The organism is Phenylobacterium sp. LjRoot97, from assembly GCF_964254345.1.
GTDB lineage: Bacteria > Pseudomonadota > Alphaproteobacteria > Caulobacterales > Caulobacteraceae > Phenylobacterium.
This window is the reverse complement of sequence record NZ_CAXUTH020000001.1, coordinates 749,428-775,304: the sequence shown is the minus strand read 5'-3', so window position 1 is coordinate 775,304 and position 25,877 is coordinate 749,428. Positions and strand designations below refer to the sequence as shown.

Here is a 25,877-nt window from a genome sequence, read left to right as displayed (position 1 = left end):
AAAGCTTCATCCGCTACGTCAGCGCTCCGCGCGGCCGGCAAACGCCTAGAACAGCGCGACCTCATTCGTGAACGACGAAATGTAAGCAAAGGGAGATGCTGGCACCCGCTGGTAGCGCAGGCCAACGGTGAGCTCGATGCTTGCCGCAACTGCTGCGCCGATACCCCCGAGCGCTGCCGTGGCGGCACCCATGCCTAGATGCCCAAGCCCTACAGCCGCACCCATGCCGACGGCATACGTCGCAGCATTTAGTTTCACCTGCAAATCACTGAACTTGACCTTAAGTCCACTCTCTCTCGTGACCTTAATGTGATCCGCGATTGCCTGATCAAGCCGGCCAATCTCCGCCATCTCGGCGTGCAGTGGGTCTCCCGAAACGATAATGCGTTGGTACACCCCATCCAATTCCGCCCGAAGCGCGAGCAACTCCGCGCCACGCCGTCGCTTGAAATCGAGAACGTCATGCATGCTCACGCTACCACTAGGAAATGGTAGGGAATTGGATAGTCGGAATAGGATACCCCGCCCCTCTTCGAGACGATCCTCGGGGAAATCAATCCCATGAATGCCCTCGGCGACCGCCCATTGCCCAGGCGTGGTCGCCTCCATATGGTCAAACGTGACGCCCACGACCGCTTTGAACAGTGCGGCACCACCGTTAGTCCCGCCCACGACATTGACCCGGCTTCGCTGGAAAATTCCTTCCTCGCCAAGGAAATCAAGCTCGGGACAGGTCCCGAGGTTGACCGAATTGTTGTCCGGCCAATCAAGACGGTCCCACAACAACGCAAACTTGCGGATCGCAGTGGGATCCCAGCCAATAGCCTGAAATCCACGCGTCTCCGCCATTACGCCTGGCGCAATGATTAGGCCGCGCTCTCCGCGCTCAAGTGCCCGGGAGTGCATCAGGTTGACTGCGAAACCCTCCGCTTCGCGACGAGCGTGGCCGCGAGTGAAGTATTTCTTGTAAATTCGAGAAGCTAGCTCGCGTGCCTCTGGAGAACTCACAGCCCCTGCCCCACAACTCTCCTGGCGCTTACATCGCCCAGATCGAACAAGGCGGCAACCACCCAAGTACGCCCCATCCCGCCGCAAACATTGCCGCACGGCAGCGAAGATTGCGCGGGTCAGGGTGCTACCCGCGGCTGTCGAGTTCGACGACGAACGATTCTCGCAAGATTCTTAGATAATTGATTTCGTACAGCTTTCTCAATCATTGCTGACGACGCTTTGATTCAGCTGGATCGACAAGATCGATTCAATCGCCCCCATAGGACGATAAGATTGATTCACTTGCGCGCTTCGGCAGGTCGCCCACCACCAAGCCCCATCAGCAGCGACATGCTCGCTCTGCGCCACTAGCGGAAGTCGGGGCTTGCTTAGGAGCGGACATTCGCTCACCCAGTTCGCTGGAATCGACCCAACGCTGATCGGCTTCTAGTCGTCATTTGACAGCTGCTCGGCCGCTTGCTGTGGCAAGAACTTAGGGAAGACGTCCCTCACTTCGAGGATGTCGAAGGTCCGCGATTTGCCATCCTCGTCCTCGATTGTGAACTCGCCAGCAAACCTGGGCGGATGAGCATGTGGGTCCTGATGAGTGCTCGATCGGACCAATCGTCCCGTGTGATGGCGGCCATTACGCTCGATGACGAGCAGATCCATGGAGACGCAAAACGCGTCGATGAAGGCATGGGCAACACGGGCGTACTCCCTCACCTCGTTCGGTTGAGTCCACCTCGCCATTCATCACCTCGCAGGTTCAAAGTACCGCCGCGCATCATAGCGGCGCACGCAGAACGACGTCGAGATCGCGCAAATATACATGGGGGCCGTCGTCTCGACGCTCTTGGCTGGGCGCCAGGAGAGGACGTTGGCGTCATGCCTAAAGGCAGACATCCGACCGGCGCTCTTTGCGCCGCGCAGAGAGCCAGGCACAACGAGGAGGAGGTCGTCCTGCGTGCCAAGCTCTAGGCTGCACTCAAACCCGCTGCCTTCAGACGGCTCTCAAGCTCGTCGACGAAGATGGAGCGGCCCTGATACCAACGGCCTCTCTTCGACGGGACCCAGCCCGAGTAAAGCATGTAGACGGCATCCCGCGCGCGGGTGAGGCCGACGTAGAATAGGCGTCGATCGTCAGCAAGTTGCTTGGGCGTCGCATTGCCCCAGGGCAGAGCGCCCTGATCCAGCCCCAGCATGATGACGACATCGTATTCGCAGCCCTTCGACGAATGCAGAGTTAGCAGATTGAGATGGTCTGGCGAGCCGTCTTGGCTGCCTAGCTCGCGCGTCTTGAAGCCCTCGAGGGCACCGCCCGGCTCGAGCGCCGCAGTCAGCTTCCTGACCTCCTCACCCTGATCGGCAAGAGTGGGCTCCGCGGAGAGCAGAGCGTCGAGGAGGTCTGCACACACCGCGCGCACGAACGAAGCGGCCTCCGCATCGTCCCGACGATGGTCCCAGAGGAAGCGTGTCAGGCGCTCGCCCTCTTCACGCCGCCGGATCTCGCCGCGCGCGCCGGCGTGGAAGGCGACCCAGCGATGAATGAGCTCGCGCAGTTGCGGCCGAGCTTCGCGCCAGCCGCCCGCGCACCATCCCGCGCAGTCCTCGATCCAGCTGGTCAAAGCGACCTTCTTGTAGGGGGCTGCGTTATCCACTCGGACGAACTTGCGACCCGCCGCAAGGGCGGCGGACGCAGCTGCGTTGCCGATGTTGAAGTCCTTGTAGAGGATTGCGATGTCCCCCAACCGCCGTCCGGACTTAGCCGCCAAGGCCTGCGGAATGATCTGCTCAATCGCGAACGCTGCCTGATCCTCCAAACCGTTCGGGCGCTCGACGAAATCGAGGATGGCTTGGCGTGCAGGTTCGCTCGCGCGGTAGCCGCGCTCCTCCCCCAACAAGAGTTCAGAAGCGCGGATCAGCCGCCCGGCCGACCGATAGTTCATCTCAAGCTGGACCTTCTCGACCTCAGACCGATTGGCCAAAGTCTCCAGCAGGGCACCGTCTGCGCCCGTGAAGCCGTAGACGGTCTGGTCGTAGTCCCCCACCGCGAACAACCGCACGCCGCCGGCGAACGCGAGACGCTCGACGATGTCGTGCAACGCGACTCCGAGGTCCTGATACTCGTCCACGACCAGGGCGGGAAACTTCGCCTGGACGAGCGGCAGCACCCAATCATGCTCCGTCACGAGCTTGCGCCCGTAGACCACAAGGTCGTCGAAGTCGACCAAGCCTTCGGCCCGGAGGTCGGCCTCGGTCCGCTCGGCCCACGCCGCCAGATTCGGCTCGGCGCGCCAGGCGGCACCGTTCCGATCCAGCACTGAGCGCCGGTGCTTCCCCATCTCGATCGCCTTATAGGGATGACCGAGACCGAACAGAGCCTCGCCCGCGCGCCGCTCGATCGCCCTGGCCTGAGAGGGCGAGGCCATGGTGAGCGGAACGGGCAGCGGCAGCCTGGCCAGTTCAGCGTAAGGCATTAGGAGATGGCGCAGGCAGAACCCATGCACCGTCCCCACAAAAAGATCGCGCCCCTCTGACAAGCCTAAGGCCAAGAGCCGGCGCGACAGTTCGCGCGCGCATTCTTGGCTATAGGTGATACAGGCGACGCCGCGCGGCGGGCGCACGTCTTCGGCAAGGATGCGCGCGAGCTTGAGCGTCAGGGTTTTGGTCTTCCCGCTGCCGGGGCCAGCAAGGACCACGCAGTGGCCTTTGGAGTCGTAGGCCGCGCGCTGACGCGAGTTGCCGTCGAGGCTGGCCGCCCCCGCAAGGTAGGCCGTAGTGACCTTACGAGACCGCATCACGGATGCGCTCCAGCGCGCGGCGGATATAGTCTGGGCAGTCGGCGGGCGCGGTCACCTGCGCAGCCAGGAGCTGCGCAAAGCGCCCTTTGCCGATGCGGTCGATCCACTTAAGGAGCAGATCACCGTCGAGCCCCACAGGCTCATCGACCCAAGCTGCGAGGGCGGCCTGATCCCCGGGTGGTAAGTTGAGCTCGTCAAGCAGGACGGCCCGGATAGCCGCGCCGAACCCCTCCGTGAACAACTCGACCTCCAAGGTGCTGCCGTTGAGATAGACGCCCTCTTCCTCGCCGCGCACACGAACCTGCTGCGGCGACAACAGGCTCAGGTCCTCTTCCGGGCGAAGGATCGCAAGCAGCGCTATCAAGCGGTTCAGTCCGAGTGACGCCCCAGAAAGCGTGACGTCGTAGTCGGTGAGCACGACGAATGGGATCTGCAGGCCGTCCGGACCGAGCAGCTTCACGTAGGGCTTGAAGTTAACCCCCGCCACCGAGCACACCGTCACACCCAGTTCGTCGAGCGGGATGCCAAGGACCTCCGCGAACGCGGGGATGAGGAAGCGCTCGGCGTCGCCCTCCACAAGGATGACGCCGCGGGCGAAGAATAGCTCTCCGCGCGTCACGTCGATGTAGCGCTGTAGGTCTGCCAGCTCGTCGGCCTCGAGCGGAGCTTTGGCTGCCGCGACGCCGGTGGTGGCGCCAGAGGCGACGTCGCGACGCAGCAGCACAATCGAGCGGAGGGGCGCGACACTGGCGATGTGCGGCGAGTGGGTGCTGAGAATCGTCGTTTGCGGACGCGGTCGCTCGGTGTCGGGCGACGCGAGGAAGTGGCGATAGACCAAACGCTGCACGTGAGGGTGAAGGTGCGCCTCCGGCTCCTCCACCGCGAAGAAGGTGTGATCGCGCTCGCCGTCGGCGACCAAGCGGTCCAACTCCAGGCTCTTCAAGGCCAGGAAGATTAGGTTGGCGCTGCCGAGGCTAGCGTCGCTGATGGTGCGCGTGCCGCCGTCGATCAGCAGCCGCAGGCCTCGCAGCAGCGCGTCGAGCCGCGTGGGCGCCAGACCGAGCGAGAGCGGGACGGCGTGCTGTTCGCCCACCATCTCGCTAAGCCGTGTGGTGATGCGGTCCGCCGTCGCCTGCACCTCAGGCCGCGCGCTCAGCACAGACTGCGCGGCGTCGATGTCAGCCTGAATATCTTGGCGGTCTTCATCGCCGAGCTCCGCCTGGAGTTCCTCGATCAACGGGCGAAGCGGAGAATGACGCCAGGAGGCGAGATCCTTCTCCGCGTCACGCAATGCGCCCTGAACATCCATGGGCGTCATGCGCCGCATATCCGAGCCCACGTCATTGTCGGGATTTGTGCCACCGAAGATCAGGTAGTCGTAGTCCGCCAGCGATGTCGGCGCTCGGCCGAGATCGACCTTGGGCTGATAACGGTAGGTAACCCGCCCCACGAAAGGCGGTCCCGGGTCCACGACGCAGTCAGCGAGATGCCGCAGCAGCCGCGGGTCCTCGGTCTCCTGCGTGAATTCGATCGAGACCTCCACCACGCTGCCGAGCTTGTCCGCGCCGAGGCCGTCCCAGAACTGCTCGAGGCCTAAACGCCGATCGCGCTCTGAAAGCCCGGGGTCGAGCACCAACTGCATCGCCCGCAAGAAGTTGCTCTTGCCGACCTTGTTCTCGCCGACGATGACGATGTCCTCGCCCGTCCGGATGTCTAACGCCTGGAAATTCGCAAAGTTCCTGATCGCGACGCGGGAGATGTGCATGTCTGTTCGCCTGCAGAGGGACCGACCAGGGAGCGGACCAAGCTGCGCACGAGCGCGCCTGCCGCGTGCACAGCGGACCCGCTGCCGCCCTGCGATCATGACGGCCCCGGCATCCCAAGGTTGTCGTCGGCAAGCTAAGCCGTTTGACGCTCGGGACAAGCCCCTAGCTGGCGAGATCACCGCCGGCCGACGAACAGGCAAGCGTGCGGCCGAAAGCGACCTCTCAACTAGGTCCTGCATCGGGAGGATCGCCTCCGACCCTTTCAGTGCGAAAGGTGCCCACCGCACATGGTGCGAAAGCCCTTTGCTTAGCCCTGGGTTGTCTGCCGTCGACGTTTGACTAGGATCGACTCTAGCAGAGCTTCCCCGAAGCTCGGGGGACCCAGGGATCAAATGCCGCGCAGCACCACCCTCAATGCAAGTGCGCAATTATGAGCAGGGACCCACGCTCACCATATTCGGCCGCCGAGCAAGGCCTTGGCTATATCTACCAGGCTCGGTTCGCGCTCCTGAAGATTCTGGAGCTTCCTGAGGACTGTTCGCTCCTCCTGGAGAAGGAGGACGACGTCGACTTCGACAACGCGGCGGGCCACAAGAGCCTAGTGTCCCTTAAGCACAAGGCCCCCGGCGACACGCTTACCGACATGGCGACCGACTTTTGGAAGTCGGTTCGAATCTGGCTCGCGCATTACAAGGCCAACGGCAAGATCGGTTGTGATGCCCGCTTCATACTGTTTACCACCGGGATCGTCAGTCCTGCCTCCATCCTGACCAAGTTCAAGGATGAAAAGATCGACGGTGAGGCTCGCGCACAGGCGGTCCGGGATCCCCTGTCCAAATCCAAAAGTGTTCTGGTCGTCGCCGTACGCGACGAGCTGGCGACGCTGACGGCGGCCGAGCTGGCCGACTTCTATGGTCGCATCACCATTGCCGACGCCACGCTCCGGATTACGGAAATTCCTAGCGCCGTCATCAATCAGCACTTGCGGACGATCCGGCGTGAGTCGCGACCATTCCTGTTCGAGCGGCTTGAAGGCTGGTGGATAGACCAAGCGATCCGACTTTTGGCGGGCGAGCGCACCGCGCCAATTTCCGGCGTGGAAGTCTCCGACAAGCTCTCAGCCATGGCCGAGGAATATCGCAACGACAACCTGCCCATCACCTTTCGGCAACGCCAACCAGACGAAATCGACGTGGTCAACGATCCGCGCCTTTTCGTCGAGCAGCTACGCGTGCTGGACCTCAACACGACGCGATTGCGCGCGGCGATCATCGACTACTATCGGGCGTTCGAGCAGCGTTCGAGCTGGGCGCGCGAGAACCTCTTGGTCTCGAACGAGATCGAGGAATACGAAGACCGGCTCATCGACGAATGGACCCGCTACAGGGACGTGGCGTTCGAGCGCCTCAACGACGCTAGCGATGACGAGGCCTGTCTAGCAGCGGGTCGCGAGCTCTATCGCTGGGCCGAGATGGAAACGACCTTCCTACGCATTCGAGAGCGGGTGACCGAGCCCTATGTCGTGCGGGGTGCCTTTCACATGCTGGCCAATGCCAGGCCCCAGCCGCACGTCCATTGGCACCCTCGGTTCCTGACGAAACTGGCCCGGATCCTGGCGAAGGCCGCATGAGGGTTTGGGATCAACGCCCCATCGAAATCCGCAATCTATTCAATCCGGCCTTCTGCGGACTGGTGCTGTACCGGGCCATGGCCGCCTACGAGATCGAAGACGAACGAGGCCTTCCGTTTTCTCTGGCGCCGCTCATCCTGCCGATCTGCTTGCACAAACCCTCCCGCGACGTCCTAGCCCCAGGCACGCGCAGCTACTTCCTCAAGCTAGTGGCCACCCATCCACAGCTGCTGGTCGGGTTCGGATCGCGCGCGCACGACATGCTTCCGTTCACTTTCGAAGCCCTGGGCCTGCTGCATCAGCTTGGCACGGTCCAGGTGCGCCCCGACGGCCGACTGAAGAGCAATGCTCAAGGGGTCCGCAAAGCGATTTCGGGGTCTGACGAGACCCAGGCGATTCAGAAAGTCGCCAAGTTTCTGGGGAAGGAGTTTGCCCGCATCGGTGATCGCGTGACGATCTACACGACGATGGGCGTGCGACCATGAAGATCAAATCCATCCACATCTACAGCCATGACGGCCGTCGCCGTGACGTGGCGTTTCATTTGGAAGGCCTGAACGTCATCACCGGCCGGTCCTCAACCGGCAAGTCGGCGCTGTCTGACATTCTCGAATATCTGATGGGCCGATCCAGCTTCAACATCCCCGAGGGAGTGATCCGCGATCGCGTGGCTTGGTTCGCGGTGATCTATCAGTTTGACGGCGAGCAGGTCCTGGTAGCCAAGCCCACGCCCGGCGCGGGCCGCGCTAGCTGCAGCCTGGCCATGATTCGGCGTGGGGCGCAGGTAGCAGTGCCGACCTTCGCGGAACTGGCGGTCAACGACGAGGACGAGGGCGTGGAAGCCCTGCTTTCGCAACTCCTGGGCATTCCAGAAAACGTCACGGACGTGCCGCTGACCAGCAGCCGGGAGAGCTATCAGGCCAACATCAAGCATACCCACTATTACCTCTTCCAGAAGCAGACGATCGTCGCCAACAAGGACCAGCTCTTCTACCGCCAGAACGAGCAGTTCCAGCCGCAGGCGATCAAGGACACGCTACCGATCCTGCTAGGCATCTCTTCGCGCGACAAATACGAACTGGAATCGCGGCTCCGGAACGTACAGCGTGACATTCGCCTGAACGGAAAACTACTCGAACAGGCGCGCACCGCCGTTATGACCTCGGACGAAAAGGCGCTGGGCCTGCTGTCGGAGGCCAGGGCCGTGGGCATTCCCCTGGCGGAGGTCGGCGAGACCGGGTCGTGGATCGAGATGTTGCGCAGCGTCCTGGCCTGGAAACCCATGCCGGTGCCGGAGGACGACGGCCTGCGGGTGTCGGCGATCGAGAACGACCTTGTGGCCCTGCGCGAACAGCGCCGGGAGATCCAGCAGCGAATCGATGCGGCGATCCAGTACGCGAGGCGCTCAGAAGGCTTCGAAACTGAAGCCGGAGAGCAGAAGGATCGCCTGACCTCGATCAAGCTCCTGCCCAAGAGCCCCACGACGGGGGAATGGCAGTGGCCGTTCGCTGAGGCAAATCTGGGTATGGAAACCCCGCTCGCCGCCGCGCTGCTAGCAGAGCTGGAGTCGCTCGAACGGGAAATGGCCGCCGTGGTCGGTGAGCGCCCCGTGCTCGACGAGTACCTGGCCGCCCAGCGCCAGGAAATCCAAGACGTCGGCGACCAACTGCGCAACAAGGAGGTGGAGCTGTCGGCGGCCATCGCCAGCAGTGAGATCATCGCCCAGATGGGCGGGCGCAACAATGCCGCCTCGCGCGTCGTGGGCCGAGTCAGCCTTTTCCTCGAAGGCTTGGTGCCTGACGAAGAGCTGGCCCGCCTTGAACGCGAGGATAAGCGGCTGAAGGCCAAGGCCGACGATCTGGAGCGCAAGATCGGTGCCGACGATTCCCGGGAACGGTTAGTCTCCACGCTCAACAGCATCGCCATGAACATGTCGGGCTACATTTCGGCGCTCGGCGGTGAGTTTGGCCAATTCCCTGCTCGGCTGGACCTGCACAACCTGACCGTGGCGATCGATCGCCCAGGCCGGCCCATCTACATGCCCCGCACGGGCGGCGGCGAAAACCATCTAGCCTACCACCTGGCTGCCTTGCTGGCCCTGCACCGCTACGCCGCCAACAACGGCCAGCCGATCCCCCGCTTCCTTCTGATCGACCAGCCGACCCAGGTCTATTTTCCCTCCGAAGCCGTCTACCAGGCGGCCGATGGGTCGATCGAGAAGACCGAAACCGACGCAGATCTCGAAGCGGTGCGTAGGCTGTTCGAGCTGTTGCGCCGCTTCACCGAGGAAGACGCCCAGGGATTCCAGATCATCGTCACCGAGCACGCTAACTTGCGGGATGACTGGTTCCAGGCCGCGCTGGTCGAGCCTCCCTGGACCAAGCCACCAGCCCTAGTTCCCGACGACTGGCCCGACGAGAATGGCGAGGTGGCCTAAGGCTCATGCTGAATAACCTAAAGCTGGTCCGCGGAGCTTTTGTGCCAAGCGCCACTCACGCTCACCCGTCTCGCTTCGCTGGCGCGTGGTGCCATTTGACGAGAACGGCAACAGCGGCGGCCTGACCAGACGGGCTCGAGCTTCCCCCTCGGTGGGGCCGACGAGCGAACCTCGCTATCTTCGCCCTTGAGCCCGGCGCGGGCATGCGTGATGTCGGGCATGCACTCCACACGGTGGGTGGGTGAGGCACCGTGCGCGTCCACGCACGCCAGCTCCTTAGGTCACCGCCGAGTTTAGCGCTGACTCAAATGCTTCTCGATTCCAGACATTGCATTTCGCAATCCTGTGTGCGGGTCTAAGGCCCAGCTTTTGCATCCGATAGCGGACCTCCGCCGGCGTGCAACTCAACCGACGGCTCGCCTCCGCATTGAACATGAGCTTTCGCGCAAACGCCTGGACGCTGGCCAAAGACACCTTTGAATTCCTAGGATGCACTTCGCCTACCAGTAATCCAGCGCGCACAGCTTCACTGATGCGATTGGCAGGAGCCCCGAGCATTCGACTTGCGGCTAAACAAGAGACCAGCTCACTACCGGCGCTAGATGAAAACCCGTCCAATGCCACTTTCATGTGACCATCGTCGATAGACATACTCGAGAATGGTGCTTCCGCGCTCCGCTTAGACACACCGACCTGATGCTTTAGGATCGCCACGATGGCCCATGCCCAGGCATGTGGGTCTGCGAAACCTTGCAACGCGGCCTCTAGCGGAACAGCATCAGCACTCTGGCTTTCAGGCAACTCCTCCAGTTGAGCCAGGAGATGAGTTACAGCCGATTTCACGACACGCGGGCGGTTGGGAAAAATCAGCGCTAGATCGGAATTCGACGGACGCTCCAACACGCCACGAGATACCAACGAGGGCATTACGAAGGCCGGCAGCCCCAATAGCTTCGCGGCAGCGATGTCCGACATGCTCGCATCTCGCCCCGCAGCAAGAGCTGCCAACCGCGCCCTGTCGTAGAGTTCTGTGCCGCCTCGCCCCGTTCGTCCGCCCACGAAGGTTTGGCTGCGGCCTTGCAACAACAGTAACTGCCTGCGCGCTATTCCAAATTGCGCTTCGGCTTCACTGCCGACAACAACAGTTTCTCTCCAACCGGCTTCGGACGACAGGCGCGAGCTGCGCTTCAGCGGAATGCCAGCCTGTCCAATCGCGTGGAGAACCTCTCCCCGCAGTAGATCGCGTAGTGGCGAGGGGCGCGCAGTCGCCGCGAGAAACTTGGCCAGCCCACCAAGACAGCCCCGGAACGACGGCGTTGCAGACTGCTCATACTCTGCGCGGACAACGTCAGTCAGGCTGCTCGGCCACTCGGCGACGCAGCGGAAACCTGCGTCCAGTTCCGCGAGGCCAAAATCGTCGAAGTCCCCGACAGCAACCTTCTTGTTGATTTGTGCGCTGCGGGGCCCCGCGGTGATCGCGGCGCCCAACTCGACAACGGCCGCAAACACATCTCCCGCGCCCCAGTTGCAGAATGGAGACGGCAAGGCCCTGAGCGTCCGCTCTCGATCGTCGTCAACATGGCTCACCAGCTTTGCAACAGCCGCCGCAGATTGGGCAAACTGCGGCGGCACGAAGTTGGGTTCCTGCGCGATAGGCTCATTGCAACGATCACAGCGAAGCAGATCATGGCAGCGCGCCCAACCGAACTCCTTCCGGCAGGCGCTGCACTCCTCGATCAACATCTCCATCGACTCTGGGCAAAATTTCAGCGGACGAACTTGCCAGTAGGCACGCTGGTGCGGCGATCCCTTCAGGCCGAGAGGCGAGACCCGCCGCACCTTCGCTTCCACGAAGCGCCTCTCAAGAGCGATCCCATTGAACATCACTCGCGCGGGTGGCTCATCATCTATAGTTGGGTGCAGGCGGTCTTCTATCTCCTTCAAACTTGCTCCGAACGCGGCAGCCAAGTCCTGCGCCCGGCCCGTCTGGGTAAACGGGACGAAGCTTGGAACTGCAGTCTCGATGCCGATTTCAGCAAGGAGGTCGGCCGGGCGCGCGACGAAGTTCGCCTGACCGTGCCGAACGATAAGCGACATCAAAGACTCGCCCGCAATCGGCGGAACGGTGATGGCCAGACGCCTACGCATCTTCATGCACCTGACGCCCGCTCAAAAACTTGAGTCCCGCTCGGAACGGGTTGGACCTGCTGCGATCGTACGCGACGTAATTGCGATCAACCGCAAGCTCGAGATCTTCCAATCGGATCTCATCGCGACCGCTGCTCACCGCCAAGTAGAGGGCCGCCTTGAGGATATTGCAGGTTTCACCCAGCACCCCCTTGGCGACCTCGAACAGTCCATCGGGAACTTGTGGAATTCTGAGCAGACGAGTCGCGTTCTTGGCGATCTTCCTCTGCTCAAGCTCGACCAGGTAGGTCGAGAGAAACGAAGCGAAGAGACCTCGATCGGCGTCGTTCGCGGGGTCGAGCGGGTTCAGTTCGAGGGGGGCCTCGCACCGATGAGCCAATTGCGCGTTCGCGCGCACCGGCCGCCAAGCATCTTCGATACCAGACATCACGACGGGAACGATGGATTCGATAAGCAGCCACTTGATGGTCTCGGACACCGAGATGCTGACTTCCTGCCGCTCCGAATGAACCAGGTGCTGAAACTCATCCAGGATCAGCAACTCGACTCCGCGGGCTTGCATGTAAGCCCTTACACGGTCGAGGAGCACGGTCTCCGAGCCAGACTTCCACGGCGCCAGGTAACCGAAAGGCTCGAACGCTCGCAGGATATCCTGAGCCAGGCCCTTGCGTGTTTGGTTGGCCGTCAAGGTCACCATCAGGACAGGAATACGACCGGCTTCCAAAGCCTCGGCGGTATTGGCGCGCTCCTGGTAGGTTCGCAGGATCTTCGACTTACCGCTCTGCGTCGGCCCGACGATCAGAAAACCACGGAACCCCCGCTCCGACCCTTGCTGCCTCTGCGCTCGCATGAAGTCGAACGTCCGGTGCGCGAGCTCCGCACGCGGATTGCTGATCGTCAGCGCATCAGCTTTCGCGATCCTACGGGCCGCAGCCTCCTGCCGCTCAAAGCTCACGCCTTCGACTCGCTGTTCTGGCGTGCAGCACGCAATTGAGCATTCCAGTCCACCGTGCCGAGCAGCGAGGTAGGCTTGGTCGTGGGCAGCATCTCCACGGTCCGCGCCGTTGGCGGGCGCTTGCTCGATTTCCTGGGCCCGCCCAACGGGCTTCGAGGCTCTTTGCGATCGCCGTCGGCGCGGTTGCCAGCGGTATCGATCAGCACCTCATTTTCGGCGGTAGCCCTCGCCTCGTCGGCACCTGTCACAAGTCGACGCACGACGACATCGCCATTCGCGACACGTTCCGGATGACGGGCGCGCTGAACTCGCTTTCGATCTACGACCTTGCTCGGTCGAAGCTCGTCGATGCGCGCATAGAACGCCGCGCGCGCGGACGTCATGTCCGCTTCAGTTTCAAATTCCCGGTCCGCTTTGGCAGCCCAACCGCGGACCATCTCGTGGACATTAAGCGCCAGGCCGCGGGTATAATCCGGCCTCGTGGACCGCGCTTCAACGTAGCTTCGCTCGATGGGATCCCAGACGAAAATCCGCTCCAGGTTCGCTGGATCGTAGGAGACCTTTACCTGCATCGATGCGGACTTGCGGTTCGCCCGGCTACTCTTCTGATGCAAGCGAAGGCGCAGATCCTTCAGCGCCTCGCTGCGATAGTGCAGGTTGTGGATTCCGACGCCCTCCTTGGACAGCGAACGTAAGACGACATGCGCGCAGGCTTGATTGAGCACCGCCGGATCACGGGCGATCTCGATGGTGTCGGTTTTGCTGCGCTCTCGCCAGACCTGGGCCGGAGCGGCGCCAAGCATCCGGTTCTTGGTGTTCGCGTAGATATCGACGACCCAGCGATGGATAAGTTCATTCAGTTTGGACAAGGTCAGCACCGCCGTCTTCTCTGGATCGATGCCGAGTTCTCGCATCACGGACGCCTTGAACTGCACTCCGCCAGGGAGCTTGTGGAAGAGTCCGCGATTGGCCGTCCCGAAGAGGCGTTCGATCTGGCCTTTGAATTCCGGCGTACGCACGGGTGCAACTTCAATCGCGATCCCTAGGGTCGCGCACGCATCCTCGAAGGTCGAACCCATGAACTCGACGCCTTGGTCGACCAGGATCGTGCGCGGCTGGCCGTATGCCAGCCAGGGGTGCTTGAGGTCGGGATAGAGCTCCTTCATGTAGAGCTTCGGCATCACCGCGTGCCGAAGGCAGGCCATCACGGACGCTAGGCTGGCCCCTTCCCATCCGACGTGAAATCCGAGCGGATAGCGCGAACAGGAATCGAGCAAGATCGTCAGCGTCGGACGTCCGATTGGCTGGCCACTCTTGTCGTCGATCACCCAGCAATCGAGGACCGTGTGATCGATGATCGCAAGATCGAGGATCGCCTCGGCGCGCATCGATCCCCGAACCATTCCAAACTGACGGCTGGCCTCCCTATGCCCCCAACGCCGACAAGCCCGCTCGAAGGTCACCAACTGCCGCAGGCGATGACAAATGGTCGAAAGCGCAGGGCACGACAACGCCGCGTGGCCAAGCCGCTCGTTCTCTTCACGAACCCGATACGCAATCCGATGCCAAATCTCGGACGGCGTCACTGCGATGTCGGACCAGTAGCGCTCGGCCTCATCCTCAAGCATCCGCTCGACATCAGGGACTAGGCGCGTTCCCCTGGGCCCCTTGTGCTGACGTCCAACCATTTCGTGGAGGCGTCGATGGTCGGGGATACCGCGCTGAACGATCCACCGCCGGAGGGCCCCTGGGGAAGGCGGCTGGAGATCGTCCTGCCTGCGAGCCTGCTCCTCAATGAACTCCCTGAGGCTCTTGGTCGACTTCGCTACCGGCGCTCGATCGTAGGCCTGAAGGTAGGCGAGCCGCCGCCTTGCTTTCTGAATTGCACGGCCAGCGCCGAGATCCTCCTTGTCTCCCGACCCGGTCTGCTGCGGGAGACGATCGCTGACCCGTTCGGTCGGGCTTAGAAGGCGAACCTTCTCGGCCGCGTAGACTTCGAGGAATTCGGGCAGAGTATAATTCTGGACCCGATTGGTCCGCGGATCGCGGAACTGAAAGTCGTCGTCACGAAGCCCGCCGCTATCGTTCGGCACCATACAATCGAGGATATGGACTCTGCCCTCGATGACGACGCGGTCCCCAGCATCGATGTTGAAATGTTGACGCGCCATGGCTCACACAGCGACGACCCGTGCAGTGGCAACCAAGTCGTTGGCGAGGTCGATCTCAACGTAGCGACCGACCATCATGGCCGAGACGACCGCGACGCCGACGACCGAATTCCGGAATAGACCCGTCAGGTCGTTCAGCGTGCACGCGCCACCGCCGCCGGCGATCGTCTCACGCACCCGAGCGAGATCGTTGGCGTCAAACCCGGTGCGCCGGTGGGACTGTACCTTCGAGATTGCCCGAAATCTCGAGCCCTCGCCGAACGAGGACCTCTCCACAATCTGAAATGACCAACCAAGGGCATAGTAGACATCGCCAAAGAAGGCGAGTTTCAGTGCGTAGTCTTCATCCCGCTTGGCCTCGAACTCCTCCTTCACCTCAACGATGCGGATGGACCCATCACTCAGCCGCTCTTCGATGTCGGGCGTGTAGCGCCGAACCCGACCGCCGATCAGCGCCTCGATCGTATGAGGCTGAGACCGATAGGCCACGACACGCGTATCGACCTCACTGCAATAGAACGCGTCGCGTTCGGCGCGGGACTCCCACCCGACCATCCGCCCATTCTTGTGGCTGGCGTAGAGACCGCCGGGCCGAACGCCCCGACGGCGTCCGACCGGCCTCATCGGCCCGCCATCTTCCCGCTCCGTGATGGTCGCCATCGTCCTGAGCGAGGAAATAAAATGGTCGCGCCGGCGCGCGCCGTAGCTCGCCGTGCTCACCACCGTCCGGCCTCAGCGAAGATCGCGGCCAGCGCCCGGTCGGCGCTTTCGACCGCGCCGGCCAGCAGGTCGCCACCATTCGACGGATAAGGTTCACGCGCAGGGAACGAGGCGAAATCGCCATTCATACTCGGCGGGCCAAGCGCAACATCCCGCGCCGCCTGCATCGCCTGCTCGCGGGTATCGAAGCGCCGCAGAATGAAGGCGGCCTGCCCCTTCCAGATCGTGACCCAAGGGGTGCCCGGATACCGCGGATCACGGGTGCAGATGAGTTGAGTCGCTTCAGCCGTTTTTGGATTGCTGCTCATTGCTACCGCCGCCCGCGCGTTTGGCGAGCGATCCGCGCGATACGGATCTCGCCGGCAGCAAAGCGAATGCCGGGACGCATGGAGGAACTCGGGCCGATCCGGGCCAGCCAGCCGTAGTACAGCAGACGCCCATCAGGTCCGAAAATGCCAAGGTGGCTCGCCGCGGTCTGGGCGGCGTCCGGCATCGGGAAGCACACTTCGGCGATGTTCGCCCAGTGGTGGCTGGAAGCCAGGTCGAACGCGACTGGCTGGCGCTCATACGTCCCGCCCCCCGTCTCAATGTAGGCGTCGCCCTCGATCGACGGCCTGGCGAGCAGCAGGCCGGCAGTGAGTTCGCCGGGCAAAGTCATCGCTAGGGCCTGGAAAATGACCGGTCCCGTATGGGCGCGGTAGAGTCCTTCGCCTTGCAGCGCGGGCCTCTCCTGAGGCTTGAGTTGTTGCGGGCGGCCGCCCGCGATTCCGATAGGCACGTTCATGTCTGCTCCAGATTGATCAAGTCTCGACGATCATCTGGATCTGCTGAGCGGGGATCAGCACGCGCACCGGCGGATCAATCGGTTGCTCGCACTCGGCGATTAGATCGCCGAGCAACCAACGCCGACTGGCCAGTTGGAAGGCCAGTTCATCAGCGCCAGTCGCTTCATGCGACACCGTGAGAGAACCGCCCCGCGCAATGTGAATGCGAAAGATCGCCACCGCATGCTCCAGAGAAATCGTTGGATAAATGCTAGTCGCGACGATCTGGAACCGACAGTAACTATATACTCATTTGATTCAAAGTGGACAATGTGGTCTATATTATCTTGCTTACTGTCACGTTTCGCGGAAAACATGACTATAAACTCACGACAACGGTATGATTATTTTCTGGAATTAAGCCGGACGGCACATGCCGAGGCGCACTGAAGCATGACTAAGAGCCCACTCGAAGGCCTGCCTCTACGGCACCAATCGGCAGCACCGGGTGTGCCGCTGCCAGCAGACGGGCACCCCCGTAAGTCGCTTTGAGCGGGCACCGTCGCCATTTCTGCCGTTACGGCGGGAGATACGAGAGCTCATCGCAGGTCGATGAGGTTTTCGCCTTCCATCTCGTCACAAGCCAGCTTCTGCCAGTCTGCCGCCGACACGCCCACCACGACTTTCTTGGAGGGCAGGTCGATGACGAAGCGCTGGCGAGTCTGGCCGAATAGGCCCTCGCCGCAATAGGCAGGCAGCGGCTGCGGCGTCAACAACTCACGCAGGTAGATGATCCGCGTGGTTTTCCCCGACTGCTTGAACAGCAGTTGCTCCATGAGATCGATCTTGTCTTCTCGAAAGCGCCGCAGCGCATCGTCCGCTCGGGATTGCGCCGAGGCCGGCTGCGCGCCGACAAGGAACACCGAGACGAGCCCGAAAACGATCCAGCGAACCAATCTAGGCATCCAGTCGCCCTCCACACGCAAATAATCACTATAGTGACTGGCTGAAAGTTTAGGATTCCTTGCGGCTGCCCCTATGCGTTTGGGGCAGGTCTTTGGGATCAACGTACGGCGCCTGCGCAAGGAACGCGGGCTGAGCCAGGAGGCGTTGGCGCACGAAGTGGATCTTGCCGTCACCTACGTGGGTCAGATCGAACGGGGGCTGCGCAATCCGACCCTGGACGTTGTGGAAGAGTTCGCGCGCGTCTTCGGTGTCGATCCGCTCGACCTGCTACAGCGGGCATAATTCACGGCCGCTGCGCGCCACTTGAACTGCGCGGCGTAGACGTCCCTACCGGGCGTTCAGGGCAGCCGTTTAGGTTTGGTCGAGGGCAACCAACCATGATCGTAGATCGCCCGGTTCCCGAACATCCCGAAGCACTGAAGACGTCGGCCAGGAGCCACTTTGGGGCCGAACGACGGTGCTAGGCTTTGCCGTCGAGCGGCTTGATCGCGACGCCTTCGACGCCAGCCCGAATCTTCACGAGAGCGGCTCACCGATCCACGGCGCCGACACGGGTCGTGAAGCCGCCGTCGACCGGCAGCAGGACGCCGGTGACGTGCTTGGCTTCGTCGGAGGCCAGGAAGAGAGCCGCATAGGCGGTGTCCCAGGCGTCGCCCATGCCGCCCTTGAGCGGCACGCGCGAATTGCGCATCTCGCGCACCACGTCGTCCGACACGTCATGTACACTGGCGTTGGCGCGGATCGCCATCGGGGTGTCCATCAGTCCGGGAAGGACCGCGTTGCAACGGACGCCGTGCTCGGCGTTGGCGCTCGCCACTGCGATGGTCAGGCGGTTCACCGCAGCCTTGGAGACCATGTAGCCAATCATGCTGTCGCCGGCGACCGAGGCCAGGGACGAGATGTTGACGATCGAGCCGCCCCCAGCCTCCCGCATGATCGGCAGCGCGGTCCTGATCGTCAGCCACATGCCCTTGAGGTTGATGTCCAAGGTGGCGTCGAAACCCTCTTCGCTCGCCAGATGCGCCGGGCCGTCGCCCATCAGGCCGACGCCGACATTGTTGACCAGGACGTCGATGCGCCCCAGCCGCTCGACCGCGCTCGTGATCATCACAGACACGTCGGAGGCGTCGACGATGTCGGCCTGGATGCTGGAGGCGCGACCGCCCTCCGCCTTGATCGCCGATACCGTCTCGTTCGCGCGGGCCAATTCCCGATCGACGCACACCACCTCCGCGCCCTCCCGCGCGAAGAGCAGCGCCATCGCGCGCCCGTTCCCGATCGTCGGGCCCGGCGTCTGACCGGCTCCGACGACGATGGCGGTCTTGCCCTCCAGTCGTCCCATCGCCCTACCGCCTCGCCCGACCACTTGGAGCTGCTGCGCCGCTGGTGGCGTTCCGCGCGGCCCAAGGGCTGGCTCTTCCCTGGCCGCGATCCGGGCCAGCCGATCACGACGCGGTAGCTCGACCGCGCCTGCAAGGCGGCGGCGGCGACGGCGGCGCTCGACAAACGGGTGTCGATGCACACGCTGCGCCACAGCTTCGCCACCCACCTGCTGGAGCGGCGGACCGACATCCGGGTGATCCAGGTGCTGCTGGGCCACAAGAAGCTGGACACCACGGCGCGCTACACCCGCGTGGCGCTGAAGACCCTGGGCGCCGTGAAGAGCCCGCTCACGCACCTGAGGCCACCGCCGGCCTGAGCCCGTGCGGCCACCGCTGGAGGTGGCCGATATCCTGCGTCGGCACGGCGAGGCCTTCCGCCGGGCGCACGCCGGACACCTGAGCCTGGGCCAGCTCAAGGTCATGTCGGCCGTCGAGGCCTGTCGCACCGCCGAGCTCGGCGGCCACGTCGCCCGCTGCGACGGCTGCGAGCGCCTGGCGGTGAGCTCCAACTCCTGCCGCAACCGCCACTGCCCCAAGTGCCAGGGCCAGGCGGCCCGGGCCTGGCTCGCGGAGCGGGAGGCGGACCTGCTGCCCGGTCCCCTACTTCCACGTGGTCTTCACCCTGCCGGCCCCGCTCGCCGCCATCGCCTTCCAGAACAAGGCCGTGGTCTACGACCTGCTCTTCAAGGCCGCCGCCGAGACGCTCACCACAATCGCCGCCGACCCCAACCACCTGGGCGCCCGCATCGGCCTGATCGCGGTGCTGCACACTTGGGGCTCGGCGCTGACCCACCATCCGCACGTCCACGGCATCGTGCCCGGCGGCGGGCTGGCGCCCGATGGACGCTGGATCGCCTGCCGCAAGGGCTTCTTCCTGCCCGTCCGCGTGCTCTCGCGGCTCTTCCGGCGGCTCTTCCTGGAGAAGCTCATGGCCGCCCACGTCCGCGGCCGGCTGAGCTTCTTCGGCGAGCTGGCGGGCCTAGCCGATCCGAAGGCCTTCGCCGCACACCTGGCGCCGCTGCGCCGCGCCGAGTGGGTGGTCTACGCGAAGCCACCCTTCGGCGGGCCGGCCGCAGTGCTCGCCTACCTCGCCCGCTACACCCACCGCGTGGCGATCGCCAACAGCCGGCTGCTCAGCCTCGACGACCACGCCGTCCGCTTCCGCTGGAAGGACTACCGCACCGCCGACCTCGCCACCGGCGCGGTGAGGATCCGCACAATGGCGCTCAGCCCGGACGAGTTTATCCGCCGCTTCCTGCTGCACGTCCTGCCCACCGGCTTCCACCGCATCCGCCACTACGGCCTGCTGGCCAAGGGCCCGCGCGCCCCGGATCTCGACCGGCTGCGGTCGCTGATCGCCAGCCAGTCCGGCCAGGCCACGACGCAGACCCACCTCAAGCCCGATCCGGCCGAGCCGGAGCCGCAGACCTGCCCCGGCTGCGGCGGTCGCCTGCGCATCGTCGAGATCTTCCGCCGCGGATGCTCGCCGCGGACGACCGTCACTAGCCGGCTCTGGATGGACAGCTCATGAGCCGCATCGTGCTGCCCCCGACCCTGCGCCGCCGTCGCCTCCCGGCCACGGCGCCGGACCGGCTGCGCTCATCGCTGCCGACAACCTCCAAAGCCGCCAGCTCACCTCGCGCCGTCACCGCCCAGGCCGCTTGGGCGATCGCATGCGACTGCCGCCACGGCCCGGGAGCGAACCGCTCAGGCCCCGAGGCGAGGCGCAATCCCCATAGCCGCGTCACGCTTCCCAGGCGTCCCGCCGGCTGACCGCGGCTTCCTCCCCTGAAGGCTTCCGGACGCCGGCCCCTCGGCCGGGCCGACCTCATGCGCGAGGGCCGGCATCCGAAACCCTCAACATCAGCGGAAGTAGGGCCAGGAGCGGAAAGCGGACCTCGTTCGCTACGCCTGGGGCAAAGGCGCCGGTGGCGACGGTCAGCACCCCATCCGAGTTGTGCATCGAGGTGTTCTCGGGGCTCGACTGGTCGAGGTCCGAGACGCGGTCTTCCCGCTCCCAGGCAAATGCGCAGATCCGGCGAGGCGTATTAGTCGTCGTACATGTTGCGCGACTTGCCGGGCGGGCCGTAGTTGCCCAGCGGCTCACACCAGACGCTGCCGGCCGCCATCAGATTCTCGTCGATCTTGGCCGCCGAGATGTTCAGCGTACTGAGGCCTTTGCCGACAAAGGCGAGCCATCGTCCGGTCGATCGACTGGAAGAACGGGAACGTATTCACGAGAGAGCGGCTCCCCGGGACGCCCGTGTAGCCGCCGGTCAGCGTGAACGCCTTGCTGAACTGCCTGCCGATGTTGCCGGCGGTGACGATCGAGTTCGATCCCGCGGACGTCCCGACCGTGGAGCTGTAGCTCAGCCGCCGGTCGAAGATGAGCTCTTGGCGCCTTGCGCGCCGAAATATAGAATAGGAATTATTGTTCTGGTTAAAATTAGTGAACTGCGCCTCTCCACCGCGGCAGCCGTGATCGCGCTGTCCCACCATGTGGCAAGGCTTGGTCTAGCGGCAGTGGCGGGGGTCAGGCGCTCGACTTGTGTCGACGCCATGAGCATCGCCACATCTGCCGACGGCGGGAGCCGGACTTGGTGAGCGACAAGGGGGTTAAATTATCAGGATGCGCAGTTGGACTTGGAGCGTGGCGATATGCGCCGCCCTTGCCCAGGCAGGTTGCAGCCCGCCGCCGCCCACGAGCTTGGCGCAGGGGACGGCGAGGCTAACCACGCCATGCCTCGCCGATCGCGTCGCGCCGGCGCCGGCGCCGGCTACGGAGGGCATGGTGTTGGTCCAGGGCGGGGAGTTCGTGCAGGGCGCGGCGGCGGCAAGACAGGAGGAAGGCCCACCCCGCAGGACTCGAGTCGGGTCGTTCTGGATCGATCGTACTGAGGTGACCAACGACGACTTCGCCCGATTCGTGGCGGCCACCAGCTATGTAACCTTGGCCGAACGCGCGTTGGATCCGAAGGCGTATCCGACCCTTAGCGGCGATCAACTCAAGCCGTCGGCCATCGTGTTCGTGGTCGCCGAGACGCCGACCCAGGGCGATCCTGGCCAGTGGTGGCAAGTCGTCCAAGGCGCGAACTGGCGACATCCGCAGGGACCAAACAGCACCATCGAGGGAAAGGGCGCTCTGCCGGTCGTGCAGATCGGTTGGACCGACGCCCTGGCCTACGCTCAGTGGCTTGGCCGCGATCTGCCGACTGAGGCGGAATGGGAATATGCCGCGCGCGGGGGACTGCAGGGCGCGGCCTATACGTGGGGCGACAAGCCGTTGGATACATCGAAGCCGCAGGCGAACGTCTGGCAGGGCCCGTTCCCAGCGGTGGACTCTGGCGCAGACGGCTACAAGGCGCAGGTGGCGCCGGTCGGCTGCTTCCCGGCCAACGGCTATGGCCTGCACGACATGGCCGGCAACGTCTGGGAGTGGACGCGAGACTGGTACGCACCCGGCCTGCCCGCCTCGGAGATCGTCGATCCGGTCGGCCCGGTGGAGCGGGCGGCCTACGATCCCGACGACCCGACTGAGCGCAAACACGTCATCAAGGGCGGCTCATTCCTGTGCGCCGACAACTTCTGCTTCCGCTATCGCCCGCCGGCACGGCAAGCTGGGCCTGCCGACACCGGCTCAGACCATGTCGGCTTCCGCACCGTCCTGCGGGTCGGAGCCGACCAGGCGCCCTAGCTAGCGCCCCGTCCACTGAGGCTGGCGCTTTTCGGCGAACGCGCGCGGCCCCTCGCGCAGATCCTCGCTGGCCATCATGGCTTGCACCGCCGGATAGGCGTTCTGGCTGGCCAGCGCGTCGGCCACCGAGGCTTCGCTAAGCCCGCGGATCACCGCCTGCTTGGAGGCGCGAATGGACATCGGACTGAGTTCGAGCATCTGACCGGCCCAGCGCCGCGCGGCGGCCATCAGTTCGGTCGGCGCCACGACCTCGTTGACGAACCCCAGCGCCCGCCCTTCGTCGGCCCCGACGCGGCGCCCGGTGATGATCATGCCCATCGCCTGTTTGACCCCGATCTCTCGCGGCAGCCGATGCAGACCGCCGGCCAGGGCGGCCAGGCCGACCCGCGGCTCGGGCAGCGCAAAGACGGCCGTGTCGGCCGCGACGATCACGTCACAAGCCAACGCGATCTCGAATCCACCGCCCATGGCCACGCCGTTGACAGCGGCGATCAGCGGCTTGTCGAGGTCGAACCGGTGGGTGATCCCGCCGAAGCCGCGGGGTGGAAGGGGTGTGCGTCCACGCTCGGCGGTGGCCTTCAGGTCGTTACCTGCGCTGAAGGCCTTCCCGGCGCCGGTGACGATGGCGACCCATTGCTCGGGGTCGGCGGCGAAGGCGTCGAACACCCCCGCTAGTTCCAGGTTGGCCTCCAGATGCAGCGCATTGAGCATCTCCGGCCTATTCAGGGTGACGATGGTCAGCCGCCCCTCGCGCTCGACGGTGCAGAATTGATGGCGGGTCATTTCTCTCTATTCCCTTCCTACACCAGGAATGGCGTACAGCCGGCGGCCTCAAGGACGGCGGCCAACTCGCGATCGTCCTTGACCGATCGGTACTTCTCACGCAGGGCTGCCAGCGACTTGGCGTGGTATTTTTGCGGCGGCTGCACATAGAGACGCCCCGCCAACTCGACGGAGAACTCCGCCGCCCCCCGGGCTAGGGCCTCGGCGTTGGCCTGCGACCAGGGGAGGAAATAGCGGCCGATGTAGGCGAGCAGCGGATCCAGCGTCGGGGCCAAGGTCGGCAAGGCCTCGAACGGGCCGCCATCGCGCGGGTCGACCATCCTGAAACACCAGTCGAGCACCGCGGGCGCGCGAGCCCGCATCACCGCTCCGCCTGTGGGGTCGGACGCCGCGTGGTAGAGCTGCGCCGCTAGGGCGAAATCACCGAACGAAGGCCGGGCGCCGAGCAGAAAGCACCGGCCCTCCAGGTGGGGCTGCAGGAGGTCCAGCAGTTCGACGAAGTAGTCGAAAATCAGCGGCGCAGTGGCTGGGCTGGAGCCGACGAAGCGCCCTCGCTCCGCCATCCGTTCCCGGACCGCTGTCGCGCGGGCGGCCACGGTCGGCTCGTCAGCGCCGGTCATGTTCAGCCGTGCGGCCCGGTCGGACGAGGCCGCCACATCGATGTCGGCGTACCAACGCAGGTGGAACATCAGCTTGTTGCCCCACTCGTCGCCGAACTCCTCGATCAGCGTCGAGAGGAAGCCCAGCAGGACGCCAGGCGGCTGGATGGCTGGTTCAGGATAGCTCGGTTCCAGCCCCTCGATGATCGGCGTGGAGTCCTGCTCGGCCTTCTCCTCGTCGGGCCAGACCAGGGTGGGGACAATCGGCAGCCGCGCGTGGCCGCGATAGCCAGGGTCGCTGGATCCGGGTCCGCTGGGAATCCAGCGGTGGGGGGCGCCCTTGTACCGGAACCAGGATCGCACCTTGTGCGAATAGGGCGACATTTCCGAACCGTAGAGCGTGAAGGGGCGGTTCATCGCAGAGCCTCCAGACAGCCGGTCTCGGTGAGGATCAAGTCGAGCTTCGCCTTCTCCGGAACGGCGGCGTAGCGGGCCTTGAGGGCCGCAAGGGATTTGGCGTGGTACTTCTGCGGCGACTGGACGTAGGCGCCGCCGGGCAGGTCGACGCGGAACTCGGCTTCGCCTGCCGCAAGCGCCGCGGCGTTGGCGACCGACCAAGGCAGGAAGTAGCGGCCCACATAGGTGATCACCGGCGAAAGCGTGGCCGCCAGGCTGCCCCAATCTTCGAACGGTCCCTCGTCGCGCGGATTGAGCATGCGATAGCACCAGTCGAGCACGTTCTGCGCACGCCCCCGGATCAGGCTGCCGCATGTTGGATCGACGGACGCCTCATAGAGCTGCGCGGCGAGGCCGAAGTCGCCGAACGACGGCCGTGCGCCGAACAGGTAGCGACGGACCGCCAAATGCGACTCGAGAAGGTCCAGAAGTTCGAGCAGATACGCGCGGATCAGGGGCGCAGTGGCGTCGCTGGATCCCACGAAGTGGCCGCGTCCGGTCATCCGCGCCAACACCGCAGCCGCCTGCGCGGCGACCGCCTCCTTGCCGCCGTAGGGCAAGGCCAGCCAGGCGAGGGTCTGGGCCGACGCGCGGGCGTCGATATCGGCGTACCAGCGATGGTGGAACATCAGCTTGTTGCCCCACTCGTCGCCGAACTCCTCGATCAACGCCGAGAGGAAAGCCAGTTCCGGCGACGGCGGATGAATGGAGGGTCCTGGAAACTTCGGCTCCAGCGCCTCGATGATCGGGGTCGAATCCTGCAGGCCCTGGCCTTCGGGCGTGGCCACCACCGGCACGATCGGGAGCTTGGCGTAGCGCTGGTACTCGCTCTCGCTCGCCGCGTTGCGCGCCACCCACTGGTGGGGCGTCCCCTTGTAGCGGAACCAGGATCGCACCTTCAGCGAATAGGGCGACATCTCCGAACCGAAAATGCGATAGGCGCCGCTCACGCCCCGCCCTCCGGCGAGAGCATGGCCTTCTGGCGCTCGGCGAACTCGTGCTTGCCGATGTTCGCGCCCCTCACCACCGCCTCGCGGGCGCCGACCCGCTTGAACCAGGCTTGCAGGTTTGGGAATTCCGCGAGGTCGATGCCCAGCATCTTGTAGCCCCGGGTCCAGGGCCAGGTGGCGATGTCGGCGATCGAATAATCACCCGCTAGATATTCGGCCTCGCCGAGCCGGCGATCCATTACGCCGTACAGGCGCCGCGCCTCGCCGACATAGCGGTCGATGGCGTAGGGAATCTTCTCCTTCCGATACTTGAAGTGGGCGGCCTGCCCGACCATCGGTCCCAGACCCGCGCACTGCCAGTAGAGCCACTGCTCCACCGCCGAGCGTGCACGCCGGTCGGTGGGAAAGAACCGACCAGTCTTGTCGCCCAGATACTGCAGGATGGCGCCCGTCTCGAAGATGGCGATCGGCGAACCATCCGGCCCCTCGGAATCGACGATCGCCGGCATGCGCCCGTTCGGCGATACGGCCAGGAAATCGGGCTTGAGCTGGTCGCCGGCGCCGATGTCCACTGGGATCAGCCGGTACGGAAGCCCGGTCTCCTCCAGCATGATGGTGATTTTCCAGCCATTGGGTGTGGGCCAGAAATGCAGGTCGATCAT

Annotated in this window: 23 protein-coding genes and 2 pseudogenes; 7 read left to right on the top strand and 18 right to left on the bottom strand. The window is 64.2% G+C overall.

Annotation, left to right across the window (positions count from 1 at the left end; all coding sequences use genetic code 11):
- Positions 1-45: 45 nt before the first annotated feature.
- The 4 genes from ACSQ2H_RS03710 to ACSQ2H_RS03695 form a co-directional block, all read right to left on the bottom strand.
- Positions 46-849, bottom strand: a complete 804-nt coding sequence (locus ACSQ2H_RS03710; RefSeq protein ID WP_436060106.1) for a DUF6236 family protein — start codon at positions 847-849, stop codon at positions 46-48.
- A gap of 588 nt (positions 850-1,437) precedes the next feature.
- Complete coding sequence (locus ACSQ2H_RS03705; protein WP_436060105.1) at positions 1,438-1,662, bottom strand: hypothetical protein; 225 nt, start codon at positions 1,660-1,662, stop codon at positions 1,438-1,440.
- Positions 1,663-1,967: 305 nt separating this feature from the next.
- Positions 1,968-3,791: an ATP-dependent helicase gene (locus ACSQ2H_RS03700; protein WP_436060104.1), complete on the bottom strand. Its 1,824-nt coding sequence runs from the start codon at positions 3,789-3,791 to the stop codon at positions 1,968-1,970.
- Positions 3,778-5,559 carry an ATP-dependent nuclease gene (locus ACSQ2H_RS03695; protein WP_436060103.1) on the bottom strand — a complete coding sequence of 594 codons (1,782 nt, stop codon included), beginning with the start codon at positions 5,557-5,559 and terminating at the stop codon, positions 3,778-3,780. The genes ACSQ2H_RS03700 and ACSQ2H_RS03695 overlap by 14 nt, the downstream gene beginning before the upstream one ends.
- A 431-nt stretch (positions 5,560-5,990) precedes the next feature.
- On the opposite strand from ACSQ2H_RS03695, the gene ACSQ2H_RS03690 reads away from it, so the two are divergent.
- The 3 genes from ACSQ2H_RS03690 to ACSQ2H_RS03680 are packed head-to-tail and all read left to right on the top strand — an operon-like array spanning position 5,991 to position 9,627.
- The gene (locus tag ACSQ2H_RS03690) at positions 5,991-7,190 is read left to right on the top strand and encodes an ABC-three component system protein (protein ID WP_436060102.1); all 1,200 of its coding nucleotides are present in this window, start codon (positions 5,991-5,993) and stop codon (positions 7,188-7,190) included.
- On the top strand, positions 7,187-7,675 hold the full coding sequence (locus ACSQ2H_RS03685) for a three component ABC system middle component (RefSeq protein ID WP_436060101.1): 489 nt from the start codon (positions 7,187-7,189) through the stop codon (positions 7,673-7,675). Before ACSQ2H_RS03690 ends, ACSQ2H_RS03685 begins: the two co-directional genes overlap by 4 nt.
- Positions 7,672-9,627: a DUF3732 domain-containing protein gene (locus tag ACSQ2H_RS03680; RefSeq protein ID WP_436060100.1), complete on the top strand. Its 1,956-nt coding sequence runs from the start codon at positions 7,672-7,674 to the stop codon at positions 9,625-9,627. The genes ACSQ2H_RS03685 and ACSQ2H_RS03680 overlap by 4 nt, the downstream gene beginning before the upstream one ends.
- A 276-nt stretch (positions 9,628-9,903) precedes the next feature.
- On the opposite strand, the gene ACSQ2H_RS03675 is transcribed toward ACSQ2H_RS03680, so the two are convergent.
- The 8 genes from ACSQ2H_RS03675 to ACSQ2H_RS03640 form a co-directional block, all read right to left on the bottom strand.
- Positions 9,904-11,775: a TniQ family protein gene (locus ACSQ2H_RS03675; RefSeq protein ID WP_436060099.1), complete on the bottom strand. Its 1,872-nt coding sequence runs from the start codon at positions 11,773-11,775 to the stop codon at positions 9,904-9,906.
- The gene (locus ACSQ2H_RS03670) at positions 11,768-12,730 is read right to left on the bottom strand and encodes a TniB family NTP-binding protein (RefSeq protein ID WP_436060098.1); all 963 of its coding nucleotides are present in this window, start codon (positions 12,728-12,730) and stop codon (positions 11,768-11,770) included. Before ACSQ2H_RS03670 ends, ACSQ2H_RS03675 begins: the two co-directional genes overlap by 8 nt.
- Positions 12,727-14,901, bottom strand: coding sequence for a Mu transposase C-terminal domain-containing protein (locus tag ACSQ2H_RS03665; RefSeq protein WP_436060097.1), 2,175 nt, complete (start codon positions 14,899-14,901; stop codon positions 12,727-12,729). The genes ACSQ2H_RS03670 and ACSQ2H_RS03665 overlap by 4 nt, the downstream gene beginning before the upstream one ends.
- Positions 14,902-14,904: 3 nt before the next feature.
- The gene (locus ACSQ2H_RS03660; protein ID WP_436060096.1) at positions 14,905-15,621 is read right to left on the bottom strand and encodes a hypothetical protein; all 717 of its coding nucleotides are present in this window, start codon (positions 15,619-15,621) and stop codon (positions 14,905-14,907) included.
- Positions 15,618-15,929: a hypothetical protein gene (locus ACSQ2H_RS03655; protein WP_436060095.1), complete on the bottom strand. Its 312-nt coding sequence runs from the start codon at positions 15,927-15,929 to the stop codon at positions 15,618-15,620. The genes ACSQ2H_RS03660 and ACSQ2H_RS03655 overlap by 4 nt, the downstream gene beginning before the upstream one ends.
- A 2-nt stretch (positions 15,930-15,931) precedes the next feature.
- On the bottom strand, positions 15,932-16,405 hold the full coding sequence (locus ACSQ2H_RS03650) for a phage tail fiber protein (protein WP_436060094.1): 474 nt from the start codon (positions 16,403-16,405) through the stop codon (positions 15,932-15,934).
- A gap of 16 nt (positions 16,406-16,421) precedes the next feature.
- Positions 16,422-16,625, bottom strand: coding sequence for a hypothetical protein (locus tag ACSQ2H_RS03645; protein ID WP_436060093.1), 204 nt, complete (start codon positions 16,623-16,625; stop codon positions 16,422-16,424).
- 359 nt (positions 16,626-16,984) lie between these two features.
- Positions 16,985-17,341, bottom strand: coding sequence for a hypothetical protein (locus tag ACSQ2H_RS03640; RefSeq protein ID WP_436060092.1), 357 nt, complete (start codon positions 17,339-17,341; stop codon positions 16,985-16,987).
- 82 nt (positions 17,342-17,423) lie between these two features.
- Here ACSQ2H_RS03640 and ACSQ2H_RS03635 point away from each other — a divergent pair, with 82 nt between their 5' ends.
- Positions 17,424-17,633, top strand: a complete 210-nt coding sequence (locus tag ACSQ2H_RS03635) for a helix-turn-helix domain-containing protein (protein ID WP_436060091.1) — start codon at positions 17,424-17,426, stop codon at positions 17,631-17,633.
- A gap of 247 nt (positions 17,634-17,880) precedes the next feature.
- On the opposite strand, the gene ACSQ2H_RS03630 is transcribed toward ACSQ2H_RS03635, so the two are convergent.
- Positions 17,881-18,693: an SDR family NAD(P)-dependent oxidoreductase gene (locus tag ACSQ2H_RS03630; RefSeq protein WP_436060090.1), complete on the bottom strand. Its 813-nt coding sequence runs from the start codon at positions 18,691-18,693 to the stop codon at positions 17,881-17,883.
- A gap of 135 nt (positions 18,694-18,828) precedes the next feature.
- Here ACSQ2H_RS03630 and ACSQ2H_RS03625 point away from each other — a divergent pair.
- Positions 18,829-19,050, top strand: a pseudogene (locus ACSQ2H_RS03625) (tyrosine-type recombinase/integrase); the annotation flags it as partial.
- A 4-nt stretch (positions 19,051-19,054) separates the two neighbouring features.
- A pseudogene (locus tag ACSQ2H_RS03620) lies at positions 19,055-20,264 on the top strand (IS91 family transposase).
- Between the two features lie 572 nt (positions 20,265-20,836).
- On the opposite strand, the gene ACSQ2H_RS03615 reads toward ACSQ2H_RS03620, so the two are convergent.
- On the bottom strand, positions 20,837-21,232 hold the full coding sequence (locus ACSQ2H_RS03615) for a hypothetical protein (protein WP_436060089.1): 396 nt from the start codon (positions 21,230-21,232) through the stop codon (positions 20,837-20,839).
- A gap of 130 nt (positions 21,233-21,362) precedes the next feature.
- On the opposite strand from ACSQ2H_RS03615, the gene ACSQ2H_RS03610 reads away from it, so the two are divergent.
- Positions 21,363-22,427, top strand: a complete 1,065-nt coding sequence (locus tag ACSQ2H_RS03610; RefSeq protein ID WP_436060088.1) for a formylglycine-generating enzyme family protein — start codon at positions 21,363-21,365, stop codon at positions 22,425-22,427.
- On the opposite strand, the gene ACSQ2H_RS03605 is transcribed toward ACSQ2H_RS03610, so the two are convergent.
- The 4 genes from ACSQ2H_RS03605 to ACSQ2H_RS03590 are packed head-to-tail and all read right to left on the bottom strand — an operon-like array spanning position 22,428 to position 25,877.
- Positions 22,428-23,210: an enoyl-CoA hydratase-related protein gene (locus ACSQ2H_RS03605; protein WP_436060087.1), complete on the bottom strand. Its 783-nt coding sequence runs from the start codon at positions 23,208-23,210 to the stop codon at positions 22,428-22,430.
- A gap of 17 nt (positions 23,211-23,227) precedes the next feature.
- Positions 23,228-24,226, bottom strand: a complete 999-nt coding sequence (locus ACSQ2H_RS03600; protein WP_436060086.1) for a glutathione S-transferase family protein — start codon at positions 24,224-24,226, stop codon at positions 23,228-23,230.
- Positions 24,223-25,215 carry a glutathione S-transferase N-terminal domain-containing protein gene (locus ACSQ2H_RS03595; RefSeq protein WP_436060085.1) on the bottom strand — a complete coding sequence of 331 codons (993 nt, stop codon included), beginning with the start codon at positions 25,213-25,215 and terminating at the stop codon, positions 24,223-24,225. Before ACSQ2H_RS03595 ends, ACSQ2H_RS03600 begins: the two co-directional genes overlap by 4 nt.
- Positions 25,212-25,877: a glutathione S-transferase family protein gene (locus ACSQ2H_RS03590; protein ID WP_436060084.1), complete on the bottom strand. Its 666-nt coding sequence runs from the start codon at positions 25,875-25,877 to the stop codon at positions 25,212-25,214. The genes ACSQ2H_RS03595 and ACSQ2H_RS03590 overlap by 4 nt, the downstream gene beginning before the upstream one ends.

What these genes read in the sequence shown, in the direction of transcription:
- ACSQ2H_RS03710 (WP_436060106.1), bottom strand. Translation starts at nt 849, where the DNA reads ATGGCGGAGACGCGTGGATTTCAGGCTATTGGCTGGGATCCCACTGCG.
- ACSQ2H_RS03705 (WP_436060105.1), bottom strand. Translation starts at nt 1,662, where the DNA reads ATGGATCTGCTCGTCATCGAGCGTAATGGCCGCCATCACACGGGACGA.
- ACSQ2H_RS03700 (WP_436060104.1), bottom strand. Translation starts at nt 3,791, where the DNA reads ATGCGGTCTCGTAAGGTCACTACGGCCTACCTTGCGGGGGCGGCCAGC.
- ACSQ2H_RS03695 (WP_436060103.1), bottom strand. Translation starts at nt 5,559, where the DNA reads ATGCACATCTCCCGCGTCGCGATCAGGAACTTTGCGAATTTCCAGGCG.
- ACSQ2H_RS03690 (WP_436060102.1), top strand. Translation starts at nt 5,991, where the DNA reads ATGAGCAGGGACCCACGCTCACCATATTCGGCCGCCGAGCAAGGCCTT.
- ACSQ2H_RS03685 (WP_436060101.1), top strand. Translation starts at nt 7,187, where the DNA reads ATGAGGGTTTGGGATCAACGCCCCATCGAAATCCGCAATCTATTCAAT.
- ACSQ2H_RS03680 (WP_436060100.1), top strand. Translation starts at nt 7,672, where the DNA reads ATGAAGATCAAATCCATCCACATCTACAGCCATGACGGCCGTCGCCGT.
- ACSQ2H_RS03675 (WP_436060099.1), bottom strand. Translation starts at nt 11,775, where the DNA reads ATGCGTAGGCGTCTGGCCATCACCGTTCCGCCGATTGCGGGCGAGTCT.
- ACSQ2H_RS03665 (WP_436060097.1), bottom strand. Translation starts at nt 14,901, where the DNA reads ATGGCGCGTCAACATTTCAACATCGATGCTGGGGACCGCGTCGTCATC.
- ACSQ2H_RS03655 (WP_436060095.1), bottom strand. Translation starts at nt 15,929, where the DNA reads ATGAGCAGCAATCCAAAAACGGCTGAAGCGACTCAACTCATCTGCACC.
- ACSQ2H_RS03650 (WP_436060094.1), bottom strand. Translation starts at nt 16,405, where the DNA reads ATGAACGTGCCTATCGGAATCGCGGGCGGCCGCCCGCAACAACTCAAG.
- ACSQ2H_RS03635 (WP_436060091.1), top strand. Translation starts at nt 17,424, where the DNA reads ATGCGTTTGGGGCAGGTCTTTGGGATCAACGTACGGCGCCTGCGCAAG.
- ACSQ2H_RS03630 (WP_436060090.1), bottom strand. Translation starts at nt 18,693, where the DNA reads ATGGGACGACTGGAGGGCAAGACCGCCATCGTCGTCGGAGCCGGTCAG.
- ACSQ2H_RS03615 (WP_436060089.1), bottom strand. Translation starts at nt 21,232, where the DNA reads ATGGTGGGACAGCGCGATCACGGCTGCCGCGGTGGAGAGGCGCAGTTC.
- ACSQ2H_RS03610 (WP_436060088.1), top strand. Translation starts at nt 21,363, where the DNA reads ATGCGCAGTTGGACTTGGAGCGTGGCGATATGCGCCGCCCTTGCCCAG.
- ACSQ2H_RS03605 (WP_436060087.1), bottom strand. Translation starts at nt 23,210, where the DNA reads ATGACCCGCCATCAATTCTGCACCGTCGAGCGCGAGGGGCGGCTGACC.
- ACSQ2H_RS03600 (WP_436060086.1), bottom strand. Translation starts at nt 24,226, where the DNA reads ATGAACCGCCCCTTCACGCTCTACGGTTCGGAAATGTCGCCCTATTCG.
- ACSQ2H_RS03590 (WP_436060084.1), bottom strand. Translation starts at nt 25,877, where the DNA reads ATGATCGACCTGCATTTCTGGCCCACACCCAATGGCTGGAAAATCACC.